The organism is Cyclobacterium sp. SOCE241 (assembly GCF_056867545.1).
The window spans coordinates 3,657,750-3,678,462 of record NZ_CP149779.1 but is presented as its reverse complement, the minus strand read 5'-3'; the positions used below and the strand labels follow the sequence as shown (position 1 = coordinate 3,678,462).

The following is a 20,713-nucleotide window of genomic DNA, read 5'->3' as shown; positions in this document are numbered from 1 at the left end:
TTATTTCGACATTATTGGTTATCATAAGCTGCGAATTTGGGTTAATTTTAAAATTGGTTTCAAGCCTGTGGTAAACAATTGATTGTAGGAAGCTGAATTAACAACAAACTTATGTATAAAATTAAAATGATGAAGAGCTGGCTAATGGCCGGAATGATCCTATTAATCATGGGGTCATGCGGACAAAGCGATGGCGATCAAAAGGAGGTACATCCTAAAGTAGCCAAATTAAAATTGCCGACAGGTTTTGAAGCAGAACATCTATACAGTCCCGGAGAAAATGATCAGGGCTCTTGGGTAGGGATGACTTTCGATGACAAAAATAGACTTTTAACTGTGGATCAATATGGAGCAATTTATCGCTTGGAAGTTCCGCCAATCGGTTCAGATTCTTTGACACCGACAGTGAATAAATTGATCATAGGGGATAAAGGAGACGACAAAATTGGAATGGGATATGCCCAGGCCTTGCTGTATGCTTTCAATAGCCTGTATGTGATGGTTAATCACCGTGCCAATGATGATTTTGACAAAAGCACAGGTCTCTATAGACTTCAAGATACCAATGGTGACGATCAATTTGATAAAATAACCACCTTAAAAGAATTTACCGGAAGTCCCGGAGAACACGGCCCACACAGTATGGTAGTTTCTCCTGATGGTCAGTCCATTTATATTGTTGTTGGTAACCATATTGACGTTCCGGAAATGGATCATTACAGGATTCCTCGTGTATGGGAAAATGACAACCTGATCCCTGAAATAAAAGATCCCAGAGGCCATGCCAATAGTAGAGGTGCTCCGGGTGGATGGGTAGCCAAAATTGACCCAGAAGGTAAAGAATGGGAGTTGGTAAGTGTGGGGTATAGAAATCCTTTCGATGTAGCGTTCAATGAAGTAGGTGATTTGTTTACTTATGATTCTGATATGGAGTGGGACTTTGGCATGCCTTGGTACCGCCCTACGCGTATCAACCATGTAACGAGTGGAAGTGAATATGGATGGAGAACAGGAAATATGAAATGGTCTCCGGACTATACCGACAACCTTCCAGCAGTATTGAATATTGGACAGGGATCGCCAACCAATGTTTTTTATGGCAGCAAAGCTAAATTTCCTGAAGAATACCGCAATGCATTGTATGCATTCGATTGGAGTTTTGGGATCATGTATAAAATTAACCTTACTCCTAGTGGAGGTTCCTATGCGGCTACAGGTGAGGAATTTATTTCCGGCTCCCCACTTCCATTGACGGATGGTGTCATTGGACCTGATGGAGCTTTGTATTTTATGACCGGTGGTAGACGCCTTGAGTCCGACTTATACAGGGTTCATTACACAGGAGACTTGAGTGGTGACAGTAAAGGTGGCCTTACAGAAGCAGATCTTCCTGAAGAGCACAAAATCCGTAGAAGCCTAGAAGCCTATCATTCCGGTCCCAAATCCGGTGCGATTGATTTTGCCTGGCCTTACTTAAGTCATAGTGATCGCTATGTGCAATATGCAGCAAGGATTGCGGTAGAACATCAGCCGCTGTCTGAATGGGAAGCCAAAGCTCTCAACGAAACCGATACCAGAGCCTTGACCCAGGCCATTATCGCCTTGGCAAGACATGGTAAATCTTCTCAGAGAGACCAGATGGTTCAAGCTTTGATGAAGGCGGATTATGCATCTCTTGATGAAGGAGACAAAATGAATTTGGCCAGAGCTTTTGAAGTGGTAATTGCCCGGCATGGCAACCCTTCCGGAGCGGTTAGAAATCAATTGATAGCCTATTTAGATGACCATTTTCCTGCCGAGACCAATGAAGTTAACAGGGTTATGGGAAAAGTTTTGGTCAAATTGGAAGCCCCATCTGCTGTGCCAAAGTTATTGGGCATGTTGGATGAAGCCAAGGATGATCCTAACTTTCAAAAGACCCTTACAGCTTCTTCTGATTTAATCATGAGAAATCCGCAATATGGATTGGATATTGCCAATATGCTTGCCAATGTTCCACCGGCACAACAGACTTATCTGGCTACCGTACTTGGGGGCGCAAAAGCAGGTTGGGACGAATCTTCTTACGAAAAATATTTTAATTGGACCAATAACGCATTTCAATACAAAGGTGGAAGAAGTTATGTGGGCTTTATAGACAGGGCCAGAAAGATGGCGCTAAGTACAGTTCCAAAATCGAAATTTGATCACTATGATGAAATGTCCGGTGGGAAAAGGCTTTCGGGTTCAGGGAATGAAATTGTAGAATCGACTATTCAGCCTGAAGGTCCTGGAAAAAGGTGGACAGTAGAACAAGCGGCACCTTTGGTAGAAGATCTTAAAGGCAGAGACCTTGAAAGAGGCAAGGCAATGTTCAATGCCACCCTTTGTAGTTCATGCCATGCCATGGGAGGAGAAGGTGGAGCCGTAGGCCCGGACCTTACCCAATTGGGTACAAGGTTTAGCCCTAAGGATATTCTTGAGGCCACGATCAATCCAAATGATGTCATTTCAGACCAATATGCTGCAATGGTTTTCGTTATGGGAGATAAGTCTTCTGTGGTGGGTAGACTCATTAGAGAAGATGAGACCACTTATTATGTTTCACAAAATCCTTTTTCTCCTGAAATGATAATGGAGATACCAAAGGAAAAAGTGACGAGCACCAAAGAGTCTGAGGTTTCAGTGATGTTGCCAGGCTTGGTTAATAGACTTAACGAAGAGGAACTAAAAGATTTGATGGCTTACCTTGTGTCAGGAGGAAACCCTAATCACGAAGTATACCAATAAAACTTAATTTTCAATGATTTTCAGGCCAAGCAAGTATTGTTTGGCCTGAAAACTTTCAACCTAAATCATCACCTAATGAAGAACATACTTAAAATAACCTCAATGCTTGCAATTTCAGCATTGACTTTTGCCTGTAGCTCAGGCCAACAAAAAGAGGAAGCTGCAACTGTTCAGGAGGAAAGCCCTGCCAAGGCAGAATCGAATGATGGCTTTATCAAGATTTTTGATGGAGAAAGCCTAAATGGTTGGGACGGTGATGCTACTTACTGGAGGGTAGAGAACGGCGCCATCGTTGGGGAGATTACAGAAGAAACCAAATTGGAAAGAAATCATTTTATAATTTATCAAGGAGGACAGCCTGCAGACTTTGAGTTCAAAGCGGAATTTAAAATTACAGAAGCAGGAAACTCAGGGGTAAATTACCGAAGTGAACCTGTAGAAGGTTTAGCCCATGCCCTAAAAGGTTATCAGGCAGACATTGACGGAAAAAATAACTATACCGGGCAGAATTACGAAGAAAGAAAAAGAACAACACTTGCATACATTGGTCAACAAACCAAAATCAACCCTCAAGAAAAAGAAGGCGACCTCAGAGCCAATGTGGAGAAAAATGCTTGGCTTGGCCTAGAGGTGGTAAAAGAGTTAGGAGATAGAGCGGAGATGAGAAATGTAGTAAAGTCCAATGATTGGAATGAGATACGTATTGTTGCCAAAGGAAATCGTCTGAAACATTATATCAATGGCACCCTTATGAGCGATGTTACCGATGAGGATCCTGCCAATAGTACTTCCGAAGGCTATTTAGGCATGCAGGTGCATGTGGGGCCTCCAATGCAGGTGGCTTATCGCAATATTTATTTAAAAAATCTATAATTTTAGCTGTTTAAATAAATAGACAATGCCTTCACCGGGATAAACCCTACAGAACAGGATAGTTTGCCGGAAATGGATTGTTATTTTAGTGGAATTAAGCTTGTACAAAAATATGAATCCAAAAAATCAGTGTTGGAAAGGGAAGGTAGGAAATGTAAAACAATTAGGGGGTATTGAAACTGCCATACTGGACAATGGCACCGGTAAAGGAGTCAGAATAGCCAATATTGATACGGGGGCAGGATTTCGGTACCAACTTGTTTTGGACAGGGCCATGGACATATCCACAGCTCAGTTTGGTGAGCACGGATTGGCTTGGATAAGCCAGGTCGGCATTACTCCTCCTGCACCATTTACTGCCGACGGCATAGATTGGTTAAGTACATTTGGTGGAGGCTTACTTACCACTTGTGGCCTATCCCATGTGGGAGGTCCTGAAAATGATGAATACGGAAAGAGAGGCCTACATGGAAGGATTTCCAATAACCCTGCTGAGATCGTTGCTATAAAACAACCGGACATCTATTCCGGAGATTTAGAGATGCATATTACCGGCTTGATTAGGGAGTGCAGTGTGTTTGGTCCCAATCTTTTATTGAAAAGAACCATTTCAGGTATTTTGGGTCAGCCTTACCTCAAAATATCCGATGAGATTACCAATATCTCTAATGTTGATGCCCCTCATATGTTGCTTTACCATGTTAATTTTGGTTGGCCTTTGGTAGATGAGGGTACACAAATAATTTGGAATGGATCCTGGGAAGCCAGAGATGGCGGTCCAAATAATCGAATTTTTAATAAAGACAACGATTTTAAAACCTGTCCTGCGCCTATGGATGCGCACAGTGGATTTGGCGAAGATGTAGCTTTTATCCAACCGAATTCTGAACCTGATGACCGCTGCAGAGCGGGTTTGTACAATTCTTCCTTGGGTTTTGCTTTTAGGATGACTTTTGATAAAAGCCAGCTTCCCTGGTTAATCAACTGGCAACATTGGGGAGAAAATGAATATGTGACGGCCTTAGAGCCGGGCACCAACCCTCCTTATGGGCAAACTCAGGCAAGAGAAGAAGGGGCCTTGATCCTATTAAAGCCAGGAGAAAATAGAAAGTATGAATTGGTGTTTGATATTTTAACAAACAAGAAAAAAATTCAATCATTTATAGAAAACAAAGCGTAATATATTAACAATAAATCAAAATAGAACCTATGAGTTTGGCAAAAAAAGCATTAGAAGAAGGACAGGGTATTTTGCGTTTGGCACCTACCTGGGTACCCAGATCTTTTTGTGTACCCGGAAGAAGGATTAAGCTTCACCCGGATGATTACTATATATTGGGAGGCGAAAGAGGCGGAATTGATGAGCGATGGTTTTCCTCTACCTGTCCTGCCGAAAACGGTCCCCTTACCGGTGAGCATGAAGGCTTAAGTAAAGTGGTCTTAGGAGAAGACGGTAAAGAGGAACAAATTTTATTGAAGGATGTCATTGATGAACTGAAAGGTGAGATCATAGGTGACAGGCTCTGGGATGAATATGAAAGTTGGCCAATGTATTCAAAGTTTTTTGACAATATGGGGCCATTGCCACACCATATTCACCACAATGATGAACATGCCGCTAAAATCGGAATGAAAGGCAAGCCGGAAGCGTATTATTTTCCACCTCAACTGAACAATCACGGTGGCGATTTCCCTTATACTTTTTTTGGAATAGCCCCGGGAACAACTAAGGAACAAATCAAAGAATGTCTTAAAAACTTTAATAAAGGTGACAATAAAATCACCAGCTTTTCTCAAGCGTTCAAACTTGATCCGGGCACAGGATGGGATGTTCCTCCGGGGATGCTTCATGCGCCGGGAAGTATGTGTACTTATGAACCACAAAAAGCTTCTGATGTATTTGCCATGTACCAATCATTGGTAAATGAAGCGATCATCCCAGAAGAACTATTATGGAAAGGAACCCCTAAAGACAGAATTGGTGATTATGACCAATTAATGGAAGTGATTGACTGGGATTTAAATGTAGATCCTAATATTCTAGAAACTCGTTTTATGGCTCCAATACCTGTCAAAGATAGTGCAGAGATGGAAGCAGAAGGTTATGTAGAAAACTGGATTTGCTATAGGTCGGATGCCTTCAGTGCCAAGGAATTGACCGTTCTTCCCGGCCAAACTGTAGTTATTAAAGACAGTGCTGCCTATGGGATGATTATGATGCAAGGCCATGGAACCATGGGAGTGTGGGATATAGAAACACCTTCCTTGATTCGTTATGGTCAGCTAACGCATGATGAGTATTTTGTAACTGAAAAAGCAGCTCAAGAAGGAGTGAAAATCACCAACCTTTCTAAAACTGATCCAATCGTTATGCTGAAACATTTTGGCCCTGAAAACCCTGATTTGAGCATATAGAAGCTTAATTGATAACTATTGGAAGCCTTATTTCAATGGTATTCCGATAGTTATTTATTAAATTGATAAAAAATAATAAACTGCTAGTTTTAAGGTGAATACCCTTTTTAGAATGGCAGTTTATTATTTTGATTTAAATTAATTATTCATTGCTAACCATATTAAATTATGTCCCAAAATAATTTTCCTAAATTACATAATGCGACATGGCCTGGAATAGTTGGAAAAGGTCCTGATTCCGAGCCTATCATATCATTTGATGAGATGTTACAAAATACCGCCAATGCTGAAGTTGATGGCGTTAAATTTGACGGTGTGGACATCGGACTTTTTGATCCCCATATTGACTTAGAAATGGATGATGATGGGGTAAAAAAATTAGCAGATAAAGTTTCCGCTCTTGATCTAAATATTGGAAGTGTGGTAGCACCCATCTGGGGCGGCCCTATTCTAGGTTCAAAGGAAGACAGAGCTACCTATTTGGATTTATTAGAAAAATCCTGCAAACTGGCTAAAAAATTAAGAGACATAGGAGTTAGACCCTATGGAATTGTTAGAATAGATACTGCTAGTAGTCCTGAAATGTGGGCAAAAGACCCTAAAGGAAGCCAAAAAATAATTGTAGAAACACTTAAAGAAGCTGCTAAAATCGCTGAAAATTACGGAGAAAAATTAGCTGCAGAAGGAGAGATTTGCTGGGGAGGAATGCACAGTTGGAAAATTATGCTGGAAACCCTTGAATCTGTGAATAGTCCTTATTTAGGCTTTCAGGCAGACATGGCCCATACATTATTGTACACCTTGGGTTACAATTATCCTGAGCATAGATTGCTTCCTGAAGGCTATGACTGGAAAGACAAATCTGTCTGGAAGGCTGCCTTAAAAGAAATGACAGACGCCTTAAGGCCTTGGACCATTGATTTTCATGTAGCTCAAAACGATGCCACTGTCTTTGGATCAGGTTCTCATGACAAAACAGGTAGACATTGCTTGGCAAATGATCCCAACGGAAAACTGGATATTGCCGAAGATGCAGGTTACTGGCTTCGAAATGAAAATGGAGAATTGACCAAGGCTTTTCAGCACATATGTTGGGATGGCTGCATGTTCCCGAATGAGGTGATGAGTAAGCAGGACACTTGGAACAATATCTTGGCAGCTTTGATCTCAGTAAGAGATAAACACGGCTGGAAGGCATAGTGGACAACTAACTTTCACCAACAATTGATTAGCAACCAAAATAATAGAAAATGTCAGAGAAAAAGAAAATAAGAATAGGATTGATAGGTACGGGCCTTATGGGAAGGATTCATACCAACGGATATAAACGATTGGGAGACTTTTTTCCTGAATATGAATACCGTCCGGTATTGCAAGCGGCGTGTTCCAGAAGGGAAGATAAAATCAGAGAGTTTGCAGAACAGTGGGGGTATGCCTCCTATGAAACAGATTGGAGAAAAATTATTGAAAGAGACGATATCGATGCCGTTGATATCTGTACACCTAACAATACCCATGCAGAAATCGCAATTGCAGCTGCAAAGGCCGGTAAAATGATTCTTTGTGAAAAACCACTTTCCAGGACTTTAGAAGAAGCTGAGGAAATGGTGAAGGTTGTGGAAGTAGCAGGGGTGAAAAATACCGTTTGGTACAATTACAGAAGAGTTCCTGCAGTGACCTTGGCCAAGCAGTTAGTTGACTCAGGTAAGCTGGGGAAAATCTTCCATTACCGCGCCAACTTCCTACAAGATTGGACGATAAATCCTGAGTTGCCACAAGGAGGTGATGCCTTATGGAGACTGGATGCCGCAGCAGCCGGATCAGGTGTGACAGGTGATCTTTTGGCGCATTGTATTGATACAGCCATGTGGTTAAATGGTGGCATCAAAGATGTTTCTGCCATGACGGAAACTTTTATCAAAGAAAGGGTACACCAAGGAAGTGGAGAAAAACAAAAAGTAGAAATAGATGATGCTTGTGCATTCCATTGCCATTTTGACAATGGTTCCTTAGGTTTATTTGAGGCGACTCGCTATGCCAGAGGACACAAGGCGCTTTATACCTTTGAGATCAATGGAGAACATGCTTCCATAAGATGGGATCTACATGACCTAAACAGGTTGGAATACTTTGATCATAATGATGAGCCGGAAGTAAGAGGTTGGCGTTCTGTCCATGTTACTGAAGGAGATCAACCTTATATGGATCGTTGGTGGATCCCCGGGACAAGCATTGGATATGAGCATTCATTTATACATCAAGTCGCTGATTTCTTCAAGAGCCTAGAAGGAAATGAGCCGTGTCACCCAACCTTCAGAGATGCTTATGAAACGCAGAAGGTTTGTGAAGCTGTGCTAGACTCAGCTAAGTCCAGAAGTTGGAAAGATACAGGTGTTGATTGGCAAGAATAATTCCAATAAATTCATTTAATACCTAAATACAAGCCAAGCATTTCAATCTTGAAATGGCTTGGCTTTTTTCTTGGGAGCTAATTTATATCATAAGGTTGAACTTGCTCAATGGAGGGGCGGATAATTTCTTTTAGGTCTTAATTTTGTTGATTGTTAATTTCATTTACAAGAAGTCTTGTTCAAACACCAACCTTTCCTTATTTTTTATTTAGCGAGGAGAAAAACAGTCTGTAGATTTATGATTGTTCTCATGTTCAAAAAACAGCAATGGAATAAATGTTATATTTGTAATTAACAAAAAGTTAAAAAAGTATGAAAAGTATTTCATCCACCATAGAATTTTTAAAGCATTGTCTAGCAGCTACTGCTAGTGCTGAAAGCATGGATTGGTTGGAACTTCAGGTAGCTAAGATTAAAGCGGACAATGGGTCCATGAAATTGTTTTTGTCCTTTAGCCAAGCTTCCCGTCATTTTTCCAAGCATCCCATGGATTTAGCCATTGATACTTTACAAAGGGCAGAAGCAATCAGAAGTGGTTTCTCCATGAAAAACTGGACCGGTTTGCAAACGGCTAGGGTGATATTGGTTTTGGAGGCCTTTTCAGAGAACACTGAAAAGTGGTTTGGAGACATGGAGAAACTTTTTGAATCTGCAGATATTCATGAACAAGAGGCACTTTATGCGGCCTTGCCAATTTACCCTTTTCAAGAAAGGTTTACCAAGCGCGCAGCTGAAGGATTGAGAAGCAATATGACTTCCGTTTTTGACGCCATAGCCTTAGATAATCCTTATCCGTCAGACTATTTAAGTGAGCAAGCATGGAACCAGATGGTTTTAAAAGCCATTTTTATGCAGCGTCCCCTTTATAGGATTGTAGGAGTAGATCAACGGCAGAACATCAATTTGGCAACTACTTTGGTTGATTATATTCATGAACGTTGGTCTGCAGGCAGAAATGTAATTCCTGAATTGTGGCGTTTCCTAAGCCCATTTATTGATAAAGAAATCATTGGCCTTTTAGAAAAGGTAGGAGAAAAGGGAGACAGACTGGAGAAGTTTGCAGCAGCCCTAGCCTGCCATGAAAGTGACAATCTAGCTGCCAAAGGGCTATTGGACAAGCATCCGGAAATTAAAGAAAAGATTGAGAATGGAGAAATCAGTTGGGAGAAAATTGGTGAAGATTTTGAGGCTCTAAACTAAATTACCGGTAAAGTTTGCCGTTTTCACTTGATATTTTCCGTTCATTTGTAATCGTTATGATTTGCATTTAATTTAACATAGGTTAGCATATAAATTTGAGCGTTATGATGTACATAGATCCACACATACATGTCACTTCCAGAACTACGGATGATTACGAAGCCATGCAAAAAGCCGGCATCGTAGCCATAATTGAACCGGCATTCTGGCTGGGACAAGCAAGAACCAAAGTTGGAAGTTTTCAAGATTACTTTAGCAGCTTGGTTGGTTGGGAACGTTTCAGGGCCAAACAATTTGGGATTGTGCATTATTGCACCATCGGACTCAATTCCCGTGAAGCCAATAATGTAGCCTTGGCCGAAGAGGTTATGGAATTGCTACCACTTTATGTAAGTAAAGAAGGTGTAGTGGCAATTGGTGAGATTGGGTATGATGACCAAACTGAGGCAGAGGATAGATTTTATCGGCTGCAACTTGAATTGGCAAAGGAAGTAGACTTGCCAGTTATGATCCACACACCACATAGAGATAAAAAGAAGGGAACCATAAGAAGCATGGACGTGAGTGAAGAGCATGGGCTTGCTCCCAATATGGTGATTGTAGATCATAACAATGAAGAAACTGTAAAAGATGTTCTTGATAGAGGTTATTGGGCGGCATTCACCATTTACCCTCATACGAAAATGGGAAGTGAGCGAATGGTGGAAATAGTCCGTCAGTATGGTCCTGAGCGAATTATTGTTGACAGTGCGGCTGATTGGGGAATCAGTGACCCCTTGGCTGTGCCAAAAACAGCTGCTTTGATGCGTGAAAAAGGTATTCCGGAAGAGCATATCAAAATGACTTGCTACGGTAATGCTTTGAAAGCTTATGGACAAAGTGGGCAAATGGATGAGAAAGATTGGTTAGAAAAAGAGCCAATAGACCAAACAAAAAAAATGGGCGGCAATACTGTGCTAAGAGGGGGACAAAACCCTCGTGTAGACAGTGATTCCTCAAATATTATAGAGAATTAAAATTACAGATGTCATCTATCATAGCACACATTAAGCTTACCCGACCGGCCAATATTGTTACTGCAATAGCGGATATATTGGCGGGTGCAGCCATTTCCGGTGCGGTTTACCTCTTGCTACAGGACGCAGATCAAGATATAATCAAATCTATTGCTTGGTTGGTCTTGTCCACCATAGGTCTATACGGTGGGGGTGTAGCTTTTAATGATGTCTTTGATGCAGAATTGGACAGCGTAGAAAGACCTGAACGCCCCATTCCAAGTGGTCAAGCCTCAGTCAAAAGTGCAGGGATGATGGCCTTTCTTTTACTTTTGGTTGGCGTATTCGCAGCTTGGCAAGTTAGTGCTTTTTCTGCCGGTATTGCTTTAAGTGTGGCTTTACTCGCTGTGCTTTATGATGCCTGGGGAAAACATCAGAATGTATTTGGGCCCATAAATATGGGTCTTTGTAGGGCTGGGAATTTGCTCTTGGGTATGAGTTTGATGGATGGGGCTGTGCAAAACTATTGGTACATTGGTCTCATTCCTCTACTTTACGTGGCAGCCATTACAATGGTAAGTCGCGGAGAAGTTCATGGTCAGAATATCTTGGCCTTAAAATCAGGATTGGTGATTTATGCAGTCATTGTTGGTTTTATATTTCTATTGGCCTATAGCAATATTGAAAATTGGTGGGAAAGCTTGCCTTTCTTGGCTTTGCTAAGTTACTTTATATTTCCCCCACTCGTTAAAGCTTTGAAGTACAAAGAGCCCTCATTGATCGGCAAATCTGTTAAGGCCGCCGTATTGGCTTTGATTATTGTGAATGCTGCCATAGCCGTTGCCTTTGCCGGCTGGATTGTCGGTTTGGTGATTTTACTTTTATTACCTTTATCTTTGCAATTGGCAAAAGGGTTTGCAGTAACCTAGTGAACCAAATGGGACTTAATTTACTTATTTATAAAGAGCAAGAAGTTCTTAGGGACAATCATATTAAAAATGAAAAAAGTGGCACATCAATCTATAGAACAAGTTTTTAGTGTTCCTTACAATTACCAAGTGTTTTTTACCAAAGCATTGTTTTCAATTGATAACAATCTTTTTGCTGACTTGGTAAGTGGAGAGAAAATCCCTAAGGTTTATTTTGTCCTGGATGAAGGTGTAGTACTTACCAACCCTAATCTTATTGACTCCATTCATCAATATTCAGAGAAAAACAGTGATGTTTATACGCTTTGTGCTGCTCCACTAGTGATTCCCGGTGGAGAACTGGTAAAGAATGACCAAAACTATTTTCAGAAGGTGCTTAAGGCCACGGACGAATACGGAATAGACAGACATTCTTATATCGTTGGTTTAGGTGGAGGAGCCCTATTGGATATGGTGGGCTTTGCAGCCACTATTGCTCACCGAGGGATAAGACATATTCGTATTCCAACCACTGTTCTTTCTCAAAACGATTCCGGAGTAGGAGTTAAAAATGGCATAAACGCTTTTGGAAAAAGAATTATTTGGGTGCATTTTGCCCTCCCTATGCGGTGATCAACGACAGTGATTTTTTGCAAACCCTGGAGCAAAGAGACTGGAGATCCGGAATATCTGAAGCCTTAAAGGTTGCCTTGATCAAAGACGCTTCCTTTTTCCTTTGGATTGAGGAAAAGGTTGAGGAACTTCTGGATAGAGGCAGTCCTGCCATGCAAGAATTAATCTACCGTTGTGCACAAATGCATTTGGACCACATTGCCTCTGGAGATCCATTTGAAACCGGGTCCTCAAGACCGTTGGATTTTGGGCATTGGGCTGCGCATAAGTTAGAGCACCTGACAGATTATAAAGTAAGGCATGGAGAGGCTGTAGCGATAGGTATTGCCTTAGATACCACCTACTCCTATCTAGCCGGGAAGCTCTCTGAAAATGAATTAAACAGGGTCTTGAATGTTATTGCCCATCTTGGATTTGACCTTTATCAACCGGAACTTTCTGGAGAGGTTTTGTTGAAAGGCCTTGAAGAGTTTAGAGAACATCTGGGGGGAGAACTTACCATTATGCTTCTTGATAAGATTGGCCATGGTGTAGAAGTACACGAAATGGATAATGATTTGATAATTAATGCCATCGGTAAACTTAAAGCCTTACAACTTGAATCTCCAAAAGCCTAAACTAAATCTTTGAATAAATTAATATAGCCTAACCTATCCTATGCAAGTATCCGATTTCCATTTGACCTATTGCACCAATATACATCCCGGGGAAAGTTGGGAGGCTACCTTTAAAAACCTAAAAGAATACATTCCCAAAATTAAAGGGGAATTGTCAGTAGAAAAGGCCTTTGCCATAGGTTTAAGGCTCTCTGATGAGGCAAGTAGGGACTTGATAAAGCCGGAAAAGTTGGCCGAATTCAAATCTTGGCTTAGTGCCAATGATTGTTATGTGTTCACTTTCAATGGTTTTCCTTTTGGAGGATTTCATAGACAAGTGGTGAAAGATGAGGTGCACCTTCCGGACTGGAGTACTGAAGCAAGGAAGGCTTATACCTTAAGGCTCTTCACCATTTTGGCAGAAATAATGCCCACAGCTATGGATGCCGGTATTTCTACTTCTCCTTTGAGTTATAAATATTGGCACAAATCCTCAGAGGCTTTGGACAAGCTTATGGTGCAATCTTGTGTCCATATCATGGAGGTAGTGGAATACCTTTATCAATTGAAATTGGATAAAAACTTAGACCTTCACTTGGATATAGAGCCTGAACCGGACGGAGTGATTGAAGAGTTCAAAGGCTTGATTCAATTTTTTAAGGACTGGCTTGTACCAAAAGGAGTTCCCATCCTTTCGAAGAAATTTGGACTTTCAGCCGAGGAGGCTGAAGCAGCCATTAAAAATCATGTGCAGGTGTGCTATGATGTATGTCACTTTGCAGTAGGCTACGAAGATCATGAAGAAGTCTTGAATGCTTTTGAAAAAGAGGGAATTAAGATTGGTAAATTCCAGTTAAGCGCTGCTTTAAAAGCCAATATTCCTACTGAAATTAACCAAAGACGGGCCGTTGAGAAGGCCCTATTGCCATTTGTAGAATCCACCTACCTACATCAGGTGATAGGTAGAATGGAAGACAGTACTTTACATGCTTACCCCGACCTACCGGATGCCCTTATGGATTTGGCCAGCACCAAAGAACTAGAGTGGCGAATTCATTTTCATGTGCCTTTATTTCTAGCTACTTATGGAGACGTGCATTCTACACAAGAGGATATAGTAAGCGTCTTGAAATTGAATGGTGAAAGGAAACTTACCAGTCACCTGGAGGTGGAAACCTATACGTGGGAAGTTTTGCCTGAAGATATCCATTTGTCATTGGATCAGTCCATTGCTAGGGAATTAAATTGGGTAAAAAATAATATCAAATGAAAAAAACGGTTGTTCTGAATGTAGTTGCACTTTCACAAAGGGTAATAGGAGAACATACTCCATTTTTAAAACAATGGAGTGATAAACGAAAAAAAGCAGCAATAAGCCCCGTGTTGCCGGCAGTTACCTGCTCTTCGCAGTCCGCATACCTAACCGGTAAGTGGCCAAAGGACAATGGAATAGTGGGCAATGGCTGGTATTTTAAGGATGAGTGCGAAATAAAATTTTGGCGACAATCCAATCATTTGGTACAATCCCCCAAAGTATGGGATGATTTAAAGGCCAAAAACCCGGACTTTACCTGCGCCAACATGTTTTGGTGGTACAATATGTATTCCTCTGTAGACTTTGCTGTTACACCAAGGCCTTTGTACCCTTCAGATGGAAGAAAATTACCGGACATTCATAGTCAACCAATGGAGCTAAGGGACCGACTGCAAAAAGAATTGGGACAATTTCCTTTGTTTTCATTTTGGGGACCCAATGCCAATATCGCTTCTAGCCAATGGATAGCAGATGCTTCCCTGAAAGTAGATGAATGGTATGACCCAACCTTGACATTGATTTACTTACCTCACTTGGATTACGCCCTACAGAAATTTGGAATTGATTTTGAAAAGATTAGTACCAGTTTGAATGAAATTGATGCGCTTTGTGAACAGGTCATCACCTATTATGAGAGAAAAGGGGCTGAAGTACTTCTATTGTCTGAATATGGCATTACTTCTGTAAACCAACCTGTGCATATCAATAGGGCTTTGAGAAAAGCCGGTTATATTCAAGTGAAAGACGAGTTGGGCCTTGAGACATTGGATGCTGGAACTAGTGGTGCTTTTGCTGTGGCAGATCACCAGTTAGCGCATGTTTATGTGAATAAGCCGGAGGAATTAGCTAAAGTAAAAAAACTACTGTCTGCCCTTCCTGGGGTAGAAAAAGTTCTTGATAAGCAAGAACAGGAGGCTTACCGACTGAACCATGATCGATCAGGTGATTTGGTAGCAGTAGCCGATAAAGATTCTTGGTTTACTTATTATTATTGGCTGGATGATAAAGTTGCTCCTGATTATGCAAGAACTGTGGACATCCACCGCAAGCCGGGTTACGATCCGGTAGAAATGTTTGCCAATCCTGACATTAAATTTCTTAAAGGGAAATTGGGTTGGACCCTTTTAAAAAAGAAGTTGGGCTTCAGGTACTTGATGGATGTAATTCCTTTAAAAGCGGAATTAGTCAAAGGATCCCATGGGAGAATACCTGAAGATAAAGCAGACTGGCCTGTTTTGATTGGTGGGAAACAAGCCGTGGAGAATGAGGATGTAGCTCCTACAGATGTCTATTCTGTGATCTATGGGATTGTAAACAGAAAGTGATTTTCTTCTTCTTATAAATCTTAATTGAGTGCTGTTATGAGTAAATTCTGGAAGTATTTCTTTGGGACCTTTTCTATACTTTTTTTGCTATTCGGGTATTGGCAGATTAATGATCCTGACCCTCAGTGGTGGGTTCCTATTTACCTTATTGCTTCTGCTACAGCAGGATTTGCTTTTTTGGAAAGTTCAATATAAACTTATTGGTAATCCTTACCTTTAGTTACCTGATTGGAGCAATCTTTTTTGGCCGGACAATATTTTTGGCTGGATAGGGCAAGAGTTAGAACAAAAAGACCTTTCAATGAAAACGCAGGCCATGGAAATTAATAGGGAGTTTTTTGGCTTGCTAATCTGTGCAATATTCTTTGCCTTGGAAGCAATCAAAGGGAGAAGCATAAAGCTTCGGGAATAGGGAAACTATTCCAGTAAAAATTTAAAAGATCTATTTCAGATCAAAACAATAGTTTAAATCAATATGATGAAAAAGTATGATGTTACCGGCATAGGAAATGCCTTGGTAGATATTGAGTTTGAAGTTAGTGATACCTTTCTTGATAAATACGGGATTGAAAAGGGATTAATGACCTTGGTAGATGAAGATCGGCAAGGAGAATTGATGGCAGCCATCAATACCAAGACTTCAAAATTACAGTGTGGAGGTTCGGCAGCCAATTCAATCATTGCCGTTAGTCAATTTGGAGGTAAATCCTATTATTGCTGTAAAGTAGCCAATGATGAATTGGGGAAATTTTTTACCGATGACTTAAGAGAAGCCGGTGTCAATCATAACTTAGATCCATTTAAGCTGGAAGAGGGGATTACCGGAAAGTGTTTGGTTATGGTTACTGCGGATGCTGAACGTACCATGAACACTTTTCTCGGTATTACAGAGAAATTCTCTACCTCCCAATTAAATGAGGAGGCAATTAAAGCTTCAAAGTACCTGTACATCGAGGGATACCTTATCACTTCCCCCAATGCCAAGGAGGCCATGATGGCAGCCAAGAAGATTGCTGAAGAAAATGAGGTGAAAGTAGCCATTACCTTTTCTGATCCGGCCATGGTTAAATATTTTGGGGAAGGCTTTAAAGAAGTAATAGGTTCAGGTGTGGACATGTTATTTGCCAATGAGGAAGAAGCAATGCTCTATACAGGAAAGGACAACGTGGCGGATGCAGCTGAAGCCTTGAAAAAAATCGCAAAGCATTTTGTGATTACTCAAGGTAAGAATGGGGCATTGATTTTTGACGGAGATACTTATATAGATATTGCTCCCTACCCGACGGTGGCAGTAGACAGTAACGGGGCCGGAGATATGTTTGCAGGGGCTTTTATGTATGGTATCACCAACGGACATTCCTATGCATCTAGTGGGAAGTTGGCCAGCATGGCTTCATCTAAAGTAGTCAGTCAATTTGGGCCTAGGCTTACTTGGGAAGAAGCCAAGGCTGTTCTGAATAGACTTCAGCCTTAAATATATAATAGTATCGGAAGCATCTAAAACCCCTAAGATTTAAAGGTTTTAGATGCTTTCTTTTATGTGCTCAATCATCCAATCGGTAATTTTTTCATAATCATAACTGGGATTGGCTTTACCCCATTGTTCACACGAATAGATGCCTTTGAAACCTTGGTCCTCAAAAATTCGGATGCACTTTTGGAAATCGTATGCATTGTGTTCCATTTGATCCGAAAAATCTTTAGCCTTTGCAGAAACTAACATGGTGAATGGAGCGATGTGACGCAATGAGTCAAACCTATCCATATTAGAGGAGTAGTTTCCGAAATCAGCAAGCAGTCCAATATTGTCCATAGAGATGTCTTTTATTGTGCTGATATGTGTCTGATAATCCGAAAACATGTCGTTGTGATTCTCAATCAATATCCTAACCCCCTTTGACTTGGCATATTTTGTAATCTCTTTGAGAGACAGTACTGCCTGAGGATAGGACTTTTTCATTGATCTTACACGTAACGACTCGCACCCAAGGACTTGGGCAATATCAACCCAGTTTTTAACTTCTATTACTGCTTGTAATCTATTTTCTTCCAAAGGATCTGAAGGGTCGAATTTCCCTTCAGATTGCAAATTGATTAAGGAGCAATGGTGTTTATGCAGGCTCTTTTTAATTTCCTTTAAATAATTTTTGCTGGTAGATTCAAAATGATTGGTCCACATTTCAACGTTATGTACATTAAATCGATCTACGAAATATTCAGGAGCGGATAATAAAGTGAGTTCATTTTCCAACACCACATTCTTCGGTTTAGTTGAAGCAAATCGATTTCGAAATACCACAGTGGTTAATCCAATTCGGTTCATTTTACTTTTACCGGGCCCTGTAAAACCGGCAAATGGCAGACCGGTGAAGGCAAGGGTGGATAGTGTCGCCTGTAGGATGAAATTTCTTCTTTTCATGATATTAAATTTTTTATTATTTAATAAGCAGATTTCTGAATAGCCAGGGTTTGGCATCTGTTGCGTATTTGTCTTCCCCAACAATGTCTAAATCACCATCTCCATCCATATCTGCTATTGCGCCTGAATAAATACCTTTTCCTTTTGCTACTAAGATTGATCCTTGAAATTCACCGCCTTCATTGATATAAATCCTTATTTCTCGGTCATCCCAAGCTACTGCTGAAATGATGTCTAAATCTCCATCATTGTCCATATCAGCGAGTTTGGCGCAATGGGCCTTATTGTAATCTGATTTGACTACATGTTTTTTCCATGCTGTTACTTCTTCCGGATTGGGTGGGCACTCGTACCAAGCCAGATCATAATTTTCGCCTCCATATTTTTTAAAATGTTCGGCAGGAGATAGTAAAACATCCGGACGGCCATCATTATTTATGTCTCCAACTTCCTCTTTGGTAGCCTTATTCACATCCTTAAAACCCACTTCAATATCAAATCTGATAAATTGATCGTTTTTTGGGTCTTTGGGTGCCTTAAACCAATGTCCTGTCATGGTAATATCAGGCATACCATCCCTATTAATATCTCCAACTGCCAGCCCTTCTCCCGCTTGCCCTTCATAGATAGTCTTGGTTTGCCAATCTTCATTTCTATTCTGAAAGATGATCTTTAACGATTCCGGATTTTTATGACGTATTATAACATCTTTTTTCCCATTCTGATCCATGTCTGCCAATCGCATGTCATTGGCATGGAAGCCATTGATGGTTGAAATCAGTGCATGTTCCCATTGGTTGTAAACCTTCTTTTACCCGGGTTGATTAATAAATAGACATTGATAGGACCTGAACCGTGGCCATCGTTGCTGAAAACCAAATCCATGTCTCCATCATTGTCCATGTCGTCGCATCGTGCAGAACCAATGAAATCGTCAAATTTAACTGGGATGTTAAAATCATGTTTTATCCATTTGCCCTTTTTTGTTTGCTCAAACCATGCTAAGGTAAAACGACCTTCAGCGTGGACACCTCCTTCAAGTACAATCACATCCATTAAGGCATCACCATTCAAATCAGCAACATCTAAAGCACTGACTCCGGATACAACACCCTGACTTACATCAATAGGTTTGTCAAATGTAATGGATTGGCCATGTACATTTACGATTATAAGTAGGTACAAAATTGCACTTGTCAGTATGGATGTGAAATATTTCATGATCTTCACCGGGTTTATTTGTCATTTATTGAATTATGATTCCAAAAGACAATTGGGTTTTCTGAACTTCTCTAATGGTCTTAGGAAAGAATTTGTAACTCTAATATAGGGTTTTAGTGAATGAATAAGAGCTGATCTACAGAAATAAAGGTCATTGTTAGGTGTTGAAATCACTACAAAATCAGCCCCTTCTTTCTGCTTTTAATTTTACCCTAGTAATGCTGCACAAAATTCTTAAATAGTTCGATTGCTCTCGATTACAACCCTCTCTGATAAAGTTAGGAAAGCCAATTACTAATTGAATCACTAGAAGTAAAAAGGTAGGTTAATTATACTGATTTTGAATTATTATACGCATAATTCTTCCTTAAAATATTTGATCCATTGGCTCAGATCAAGGTTTATTTTTAATCAAAAATTATGTGCTTGAAATGATATACGGAACTGACCAAACTGTCTTTTTCCGAAGGGAGATATTTGAACTTAAGATCAACTGCGCTTAAATCCAGTGCATTGTAAATGACTACCTGAAGAATGCCATTCGCTAGTGGGGTGAGTACATAATCCGGACAGTCAGGAATCGTTGTTTCGATAGTACCGCTAAATGGAATTGGGTAGCTTATTTTTAGGTAGTACTTGTCCTCGAATAGGAAAGAATCAGTTATGCGTGGAAAAATGAAGTTATAGATCCTTTTGTCCTTCAGTATAAGGCTTTCATAAAGAATTTTGTCATTGAGATGTATACGGTGGATAGTACTGTCTCCCTTAAAAAGTTTAAGAAAACCTTCTTTATTTTGAGAAGGGGCAAGAATGACTTCAGTGCTTGGTTCAATTGCGTTTTCATTATCCTTCTCTGTGGATGACTTTTCACTCCCAGACTTGCAAGCAAAAGTGGTTGCAGCAAGCACATAATAGGCCAATAGAATTGTAAAACCTTTTAAAGTTAGCTTTTTTCCACCCTCTTGTCATTTCTTTTTTTCCCGGAGGGCCGGGCACTTCGTCTAGGCTCAAGCCAAGGGATTGCAAGTTTTTTTGAGATGGCCTGCAGCACAGTACGTTACAAAAGCAGCAGAAGGATTCATACTGTCTTCGATTTTTTCAACATTTCCAAAGTCCAAAGTTCCGGTTGTTTTTTGGGAGAAAAAGCGTCGAAAAACACCAAATCTGCGGGGTAAAGTTGTACCTCTTGTAGGGTAGTCTTCTCTTTTTTAATGTTGAAATAATCAGTCATAGGCATGCCCTTGTCCCAGCTCATTTGGTGAAGACGTTTGAAATAGCCGTTGAAATGGGTTAGGGTTTCATCCAATTGCGTGAAATTAAGCGCTTCGTAAATCTCTTTCTCTAAGGGGTATGGCTCTATGGTATGGTAAAGTACGGGAACTTGGTTTTGTTCGGCCCAGATCAAAGTTAGCCAGGCATTAAGGCCTGTACCGAAGCCTACCTCAAAAATTCGAATAGGAAACTTTCCTCTATTTCTGGCATACCAAGCATCTAATCCATATAGGAAAAAAACATGGATGGATTCTTTATAAGCCCCATGTGAAGAGTGGTAGCTTTCATTGATGGCAGGGAGGTATACGGAGTGGGAGCCATCTTCTGTTGTTATGATTTTTGGTTCCTGGTTTTCCATGTT

The 20,713-nt window shown here is 40.6% G+C and carries 17 protein-coding genes and 2 pseudogenes; 14 read left to right on the top strand and 5 right to left on the bottom strand.

What is annotated here, in order from left to right:
• The first annotated feature begins 111 nt into the window (after nt 1-111).
• From WG932_RS18290 to WG932_RS18225, 14 genes and pseudogenes are all read left to right on the top strand, one after another.
• Nucleotides 112-2,769 carry a c-type cytochrome gene (locus WG932_RS18290; protein ID WP_483084927.1) on the top strand — a complete coding sequence of 886 codons (2,658 nt, stop codon included), beginning with the start codon at nt 112-114 and terminating at the stop codon, nt 2,767-2,769.
• 75 nt (nt 2,770-2,844) lie between these two features.
• Complete coding sequence (locus WG932_RS18285) at nt 2,845-3,642, top strand: 3-keto-disaccharide hydrolase (RefSeq protein ID WP_483084926.1); 798 nt, start codon at nt 2,845-2,847, stop codon at nt 3,640-3,642.
• 112 nt (nt 3,643-3,754) lie between these two features.
• Nucleotides 3,755-4,822, top strand: coding sequence for an aldose 1-epimerase family protein (locus tag WG932_RS18280; protein ID WP_483084925.1), 1,068 nt, complete (start codon nt 3,755-3,757; stop codon nt 4,820-4,822).
• A gap of 29 nt (nt 4,823-4,851) precedes the next feature.
• A complete protein-coding gene (locus tag WG932_RS18275) occupies nt 4,852-6,057 on the top strand; it encodes a class I mannose-6-phosphate isomerase (RefSeq protein WP_014019433.1) in 1,206 nt (401 codons plus the stop codon).
• Nucleotides 6,058-6,225: 168 nt separating this feature from the next.
• On the top strand, nt 6,226-7,257 hold the full coding sequence (locus WG932_RS18270) for a sugar phosphate isomerase/epimerase family protein (RefSeq protein WP_014019432.1): 1,032 nt from the start codon (nt 6,226-6,228) through the stop codon (nt 7,255-7,257).
• A 50-nt stretch (nt 7,258-7,307) separates the two neighbouring features.
• On the top strand, nt 7,308-8,468 hold the full coding sequence (locus WG932_RS18265) for a Gfo/Idh/MocA family protein (RefSeq protein ID WP_483084924.1): 1,161 nt from the start codon (nt 7,308-7,310) through the stop codon (nt 8,466-8,468).
• Between the two features lie 312 nt (nt 8,469-8,780).
• Nucleotides 8,781-9,668, top strand: coding sequence for an EboA domain-containing protein (locus WG932_RS18260; RefSeq protein ID WP_483084923.1), 888 nt, complete (start codon nt 8,781-8,783; stop codon nt 9,666-9,668).
• Nucleotides 9,669-9,772: 104 nt separating this feature from the next.
• Nucleotides 9,773-10,684 (top strand): TatD family hydrolase, encoded by a 912-nt coding sequence (locus tag WG932_RS18255; RefSeq protein ID WP_149392195.1) that lies wholly within the window; start codon nt 9,773-9,775, stop codon nt 10,682-10,684.
• An 8-nt stretch (nt 10,685-10,692) separates the two neighbouring features.
• A complete protein-coding gene (eboC, locus tag WG932_RS18250) occupies nt 10,693-11,592 on the top strand; it encodes a UbiA-like protein EboC (RefSeq protein ID WP_014019428.1) in 900 nt (299 codons plus the stop codon).
• Between the two features lie 69 nt (nt 11,593-11,661).
• Nucleotides 11,662-12,821: pseudogene (locus tag WG932_RS18245) on the top strand (3-dehydroquinate synthase).
• Between the two features lie 40 nt (nt 12,822-12,861).
• Nucleotides 12,862-14,070, top strand: a complete 1,209-nt coding sequence (gene eboE, locus WG932_RS18240) for a metabolite traffic protein EboE (RefSeq protein ID WP_483084922.1) — start codon at nt 12,862-12,864, stop codon at nt 14,068-14,070.
• A complete protein-coding gene (locus tag WG932_RS18235) occupies nt 14,067-15,440 on the top strand; it encodes an alkaline phosphatase family protein (RefSeq protein WP_483084921.1) in 1,374 nt (457 codons plus the stop codon). Before eboE ends, WG932_RS18235 begins: the two co-directional genes overlap by 4 nt.
• 36 nt (nt 15,441-15,476) lie before the next feature.
• On the top strand, nt 15,477-15,635 hold the full coding sequence (locus tag WG932_RS18230) for a transmembrane 220 family protein (RefSeq protein WP_483084920.1): 159 nt from the start codon (nt 15,477-15,479) through the stop codon (nt 15,633-15,635).
• 283 nt (nt 15,636-15,918) lie between these two features.
• Nucleotides 15,919-16,914: an adenosine kinase gene (locus WG932_RS18225; protein WP_041935008.1), complete on the top strand. Its 996-nt coding sequence runs from the start codon at nt 15,919-15,921 to the stop codon at nt 16,912-16,914.
• Between the two features lie 48 nt (nt 16,915-16,962).
• On the opposite strand, the gene WG932_RS18220 is transcribed toward WG932_RS18225, so the two are convergent.
• The 5 genes and pseudogenes from WG932_RS18220 to mnmC2 form a co-directional block, all read right to left on the bottom strand.
• A complete protein-coding gene (locus WG932_RS18220) occupies nt 16,963-17,859 on the bottom strand; it encodes a sugar phosphate isomerase/epimerase family protein (RefSeq protein WP_339678391.1) in 897 nt (298 codons plus the stop codon).
• A gap of 16 nt (nt 17,860-17,875) precedes the next feature.
• Nucleotides 17,876-18,604 carry an FG-GAP repeat domain-containing protein gene (locus WG932_RS18215; protein WP_483084919.1) on the bottom strand — a complete coding sequence of 243 codons (729 nt, stop codon included), beginning with the start codon at nt 18,602-18,604 and terminating at the stop codon, nt 17,876-17,878.
• A gap of 32 nt (nt 18,605-18,636) precedes the next feature.
• The gene (locus tag WG932_RS18210) at nt 18,637-19,080 is read right to left on the bottom strand and encodes a hypothetical protein (RefSeq protein WP_483084918.1); all 444 of its coding nucleotides are present in this window, start codon (nt 19,078-19,080) and stop codon (nt 18,637-18,639) included.
• Nucleotides 19,081-19,487: 407 nt separating this feature from the next.
• Complete coding sequence (locus WG932_RS18205) at nt 19,488-20,000, bottom strand: hypothetical protein (protein WP_483084917.1); 513 nt, start codon at nt 19,998-20,000, stop codon at nt 19,488-19,490.
• A gap of 31 nt (nt 20,001-20,031) precedes the next feature.
• Nucleotides 20,032-20,710, bottom strand: a pseudogene (mnmC2, locus tag WG932_RS18200) (tRNA (5-methylaminomethyl-2-thiouridine)(34)-methyltransferase MnmC2); the annotation flags it as partial.
• Between the last annotated feature and the right edge of the window lie 3 nt (nt 20,711-20,713).